The organism is Nostoc flagelliforme FACHB-838 (genome assembly GCF_014698065.1).
GTDB lineage: Bacteria > Cyanobacteriota > Cyanobacteriia > Cyanobacteriales > Nostocaceae > Nostoc > Nostoc flagelliforme_B.
In genome coordinates, this window is the sequence record NZ_JACJSI010000457.1 from 1 (window position 1) to 4,320 (window position 4,320).

Below are 4,320 nucleotides of genomic sequence, written 5' to 3' on the forward strand. Positions count from 1 at the left end.
ACCTCAGCCAGTCTTCCAGAACGAGAAGGAGCGAAAAAAGTTCTCAACCGAGTTCACAATACAGGCAGTCAGGTAAAACGTTTAAATCTTATTTGGATGGACGGCGGATACCGTGGTGAAGAATTTATGCGTTGGGTGATGGATATGTTTCGCTGGATTGTGGAAATTGTGCTTCGACCATTGGAAAAGAAAGGTTTTGTCCATTTACCAAAGCGCTGGGTTGTTGAGCGAACTTTTGGTTGGCTTAACTGGTGTCGACGTTTAAGTAAAGATTATGAACGACTACCAGAAACCTCTGAGACTTTTATTTACATTGCGATGATCCGGATTATGGTCAGGCGACTGGCATAATTTTTAACTCGCTTCGACTTTTAAAACATCCTCTAAAGACCAAGTTCTTGCCTTATTTTGTTTAGAGCAGAACGCACTTTTTTATACCGGAAGAAACCTGGTCTAGACATCAGTGCTGAAACACGAGCCTCAGTCGGATATTCATTCTGATTATGAAGCTTAACCGTAATTTCTCGTATTTCCTTGCAGCATTCCTCTATTGTTTGTAGATAGGAAGCTTTTCTATAAGTGAGGTATTTACCAGAAATAGTAGTACATAAATGTCGAAAGTGCTTGTAAATCGTCCTTCTGTCGCAATTAAGACGCCTAGCGACCTCTTCCATTGATGGTGGTGGAGACTCGTTACTCATTATTATTGCTTTCAGGTCTTGTTCGACTCGATTAGTATCAAATACCTTACTCGTTGCTCTTGCTTTGGTTGCCACTTGAGATGGTGGCAGTCGCATGGTTTCAAGAGAACTTGCAGACTCCACTCCTTGTGTTAAAAAATCTAATACTGATATTTTCAGGCAGTAGCAAATTTGTAAAAGTGATTTGATTGAAGGTATGCTCTCACCTTTGCACCAAAGCCATAATGTATTTCTAGGAATTTGAAGCTGACGGGCAAACGCGGCTATATTACCTTCAGTGGCTTGGTTTGCGTAAGCGCATAGAGCTTTAGCAATGCTGTCTTTTGATAAGGGAAAATTTAAAGACGGAGCATGGGCAAGCAACTCTCCAATAGCAAATGCCATCCAAATTTCAAATTCTAGGTTAGCTTCAGATGAAACTTTGCGATCGCAGAGTTCTATGTCAATTTGCAAGCCAAGCCACTCCCCACATTTGGAGCAGTATCCTGGTCGCGATCGCCAAGCCAGGGTGTAATTTGTCTGGCAGCAATGAAAACACTTTTGGCTCAACTTTTGCTTGTGATGCGGACAGACTTTCACTACATCCAGTGACCAAAGTAAAGGTTCGTAAATTACTTGACTAGTTGTGTACCATTCCTCATAACAAGCTGGACACCAAAATCGAATAGAACGGAGTAGATTCCTAGACGTTAGTAGTTCAGACCAAGTTAGCAATGTTAAAAACTGAAGATCATTGCGTAGAGTCAAGGTTTGGATAGTTTTACTTAAGTCAGTAGCCATGACACCTGTGCCATTTAGCGCTCCCGTAAAATTCGAGATTTTATGTAAATTTGTACTTCCATAGGTCTTATTAAGAATTGGGGCGAGTTCTCTTTCCATCAAAACTCCTGGGAATAGGCAGTGAGCCTCAGCTAATCGAGCAAGGTAACTAGTCAAACTTTCTATTAATAGTGTCCCTATGCCAACAGGTTCTATTTGGTATAGACGACTACGCGGTGGCATTAAAGGTAGCCTCAAGTCCCAAGACTCGTATATAGTTAGCAAATTTACTCCTAAACTTCTTCATCCTGACTGCATTTAACATCAGCCATACTGTATCTAAAAAATGTCTGGGTTTTGTAATTTTCCCAGTTTCCTTACACTTATTGTTTTTCAAACAATAACCTCATTCTTCCCAGCCGAGTTCGCGCCGCACTTTGGATACTGCTGCAAGGGCCTCTTTTTGTAATATCGAGCCGGGCTTTTTTAGAAGTTCTGAAATTCTGCTAGCAGTGGGGTCTACCCCTTCCAAATGAAGCTGAAGCGCAACCTGCCGAACTTCCTGACTCAATTTTTCTACCCGTTCTGTTCGGCGTTCTTGGATATAATTAGCATATCGTGCTGAAATTGCGCTATATAGTTCTGGAAAATCATTGGTTAGGCTATGTACAGATTTTTTACCTAAACGCCTGGCAATCTCTTGCATAGATGGTGGTGGGTATTCTTGACTTTTGAGTACTCCTTCCAATTCCCACTGCATCATTTCTAGGCGTTTAGCCATTTGATAATCAGTATGCCGTGCTACTATCTCAGGGCATAAATCTGGAGCATGATAGTACAAAACGGTAGTTCGCTTATAGCCAAGACGTTCAGCGATTTCTGTCAGAGATGGTGGAGGGTTTTCGATGAGAGCAGCGTTTAATTCAAGCCTTACGTGTCCCGAGTTGTGTAGCTGCCCGTACTCATCTCTTGCCTTTTTGTTTGCTTGATTCGGATTTCCTATGATTATGCTGCAATTATCTGTATTAATAGCATCTGTAGTGAGAAAATCGAGAATTGATATTCCTAAATGAAAACAAATTTGCAAAAGTATGCCAATTGTGGGTATGCATTTTCCAATGCACCATCTATGGGTTTGAGTCTTACCCATATCTAAATTTTGAGCAAATACATTTATATTGCCATTTGTAACTACATTGACGTAAGCAGAAAGCATTTTGGCAATTTTTTCTTTGGGCGGTACAGATAAATTCGGTGTAGCAGAAATTAAATTTCCAAGGTTCTCTGTAACCCATGTCTGCCACTTCAGTTCATTTTCTGTAAGTTTGATATTAGCTGTTGAATTACAATGTAAAGAAATGCTTCGATAAGGCGTGGGTGCGCTGCTCTGTAAGATAGAAAATACGCAACCTTATCTTCCTGCGTTTTTTCAAGAAGCGATCGCGGAAAGGAAGCTGAAATTGACATAATTAATACTCCGAATAAATTTCAAGCTTGTTCACATTGACGCTTATATTCTCCGGTGACGGAGGCTCCCAATTCTTGGACTCTTTGATATCACTACTTTCCTTCTCTTCCGATTGATCAAAAGGAATGCGGTTCGGTAAACCACCCTCAATCACACGAAACACGTTTTTCACTTGGGAATCACGCAAACGCTGTTCTAGTAAAACCTCTTCAGCTTCCACGGTTGATAAAAAACTCGCTAAGTGTTTGGCTCTTACGTTGAACTGCTTTGCATGGTTTTGGTGACGTTTGCGTAATTCAGCAGTAGCTATCTCAATCTCTTTTTCTGAGCGCCCCTTGAAGATTGAATACTGTTCACTAATACATTCAACCCACTGTCCGTGAACATAGGCATAGGCAATGCCTGCATCAAATGGGTCATATCTGACATCGACGTATGTTTTTTGGATTTCTGGGTCACGAAAGGCGTTAGACCAGTAGTGAATGTGGCGGATTTGCAAGCCCTGACTCGCATCTACTTTGGCTTTTCTTTTATCTGTAGTTGGCATTGTCAAAAGTTTAAAGTTTTCATCATAGGGGATCATGCGATGAGAACGAATCCCGAACTGTGCCATTCCATCTGTATATGCCTCCCGTGGAGTTTGTCCTAGTGCAGGATGTTCTCTGGTGTCATAGATTTCATAAGCCCATTCGCATAGATAATGGTAAAAAAGATCAAGTGTCCAAAGGGCGAGGTTTTTCGGATTAACTGATTTAGTCATCAGCCTGACTTTCTTTGTTATCGTCAATGTGACCAATCTCAAAAGGGCGATCGCCGTGGCGAGGTGTTGTTAACTCTAACTCCCAATAAAAAGCTTCTTGCGAGTAGGCAGATCGAGAACCAGAGCGCTTCACTGTTTGCTCACAACCCGAACGCATCTTGATTTCTTTGATAAACGTTTTGTAGCTAGGAATTAGATCCTCTGGAACACCAGCACAAGACAAAGTTTCGATAAAAGCACCATATACCTCTGATTTGCGCTTTTGTTTATGGGTTTCGTACTCATCCTCAATAAACTTTTGCATCAGTTGTATGGTCGGTTCGGGCAATTTGCGATTCTGGTTACCCTTCACGTTGTTGAAAGACAGAAGCCCAATGTATAGCAAGCGCCAAGGCGGTTAGGACAAACAGTATAATTAGTGAGTAAAGTAAAACTAGATACAGATGAAGCGTTCAGCTCAAGGAAAGCTCATGCCAAAACCTTACAGTTACGACTTACGCCAGAAGATAATTCAGGCAATAGAGTTAGACGGGATGAACAAAACGGAAGCAGCGCAAGTTTTTCAAATCAGTCGAAACACAATCAACCTATGGCTGCAACGAAAAGCCAGCACTGGAGATTATCAAGCATTA

At 41.4% G+C, this 4,320-nt stretch carries 6 protein-coding genes; 2 read left to right on the forward strand and 4 right to left on the reverse strand.

Annotated features, from left to right (window positions below; genetic code table 11):
* A partial coding sequence (locus tag H6G97_RS46475; RefSeq protein ID WP_190941080.1) for a transposase occupies window positions 1-351 on the forward strand: 351 nt, incomplete at its 5' end.
* A gap of 32 nt (window positions 352-383) precedes the next feature.
* Here H6G97_RS46475 and H6G97_RS46480 read toward each other — a convergent pair.
* The 4 genes from H6G97_RS46480 to H6G97_RS54230 form a co-directional block, all read right to left on the reverse strand.
* Window positions 384-1,745, reverse strand: a complete 1,362-nt coding sequence (locus H6G97_RS46480) for a TniQ family protein (RefSeq protein WP_190947156.1) — start codon at window positions 1,743-1,745, stop codon at window positions 384-386.
* Between the two features lie 121 nt (window positions 1,746-1,866).
* Entirely contained in the window at window positions 1,867-2,676 is an 810-nt protein-coding gene (locus H6G97_RS46485; RefSeq protein ID WP_190947157.1) for a hypothetical protein, read from the reverse strand.
* 253 nt (window positions 2,677-2,929) lie between these two features.
* Entirely contained in the window at window positions 2,930-3,715 is a 786-nt protein-coding gene (locus H6G97_RS46490) for a Mu transposase C-terminal domain-containing protein (RefSeq protein ID WP_242056095.1), read from the reverse strand.
* Complete coding sequence (locus H6G97_RS54230; protein WP_242056096.1) at window positions 3,681-4,016, reverse strand: hypothetical protein; 336 nt, start codon at window positions 4,014-4,016, stop codon at window positions 3,681-3,683. Before H6G97_RS54230 ends, H6G97_RS46490 begins: the two co-directional genes overlap by 35 nt.
* Before the next feature lie 142 nt (window positions 4,017-4,158).
* On the opposite strand from H6G97_RS54230, the gene H6G97_RS46495 reads away from it, so the two are divergent.
* The coding region (locus H6G97_RS46495) for an IS630 transposase-related protein (protein ID WP_190947158.1) at window positions 4,159-4,320 on the forward strand (162 nt) is incomplete at its 3' end.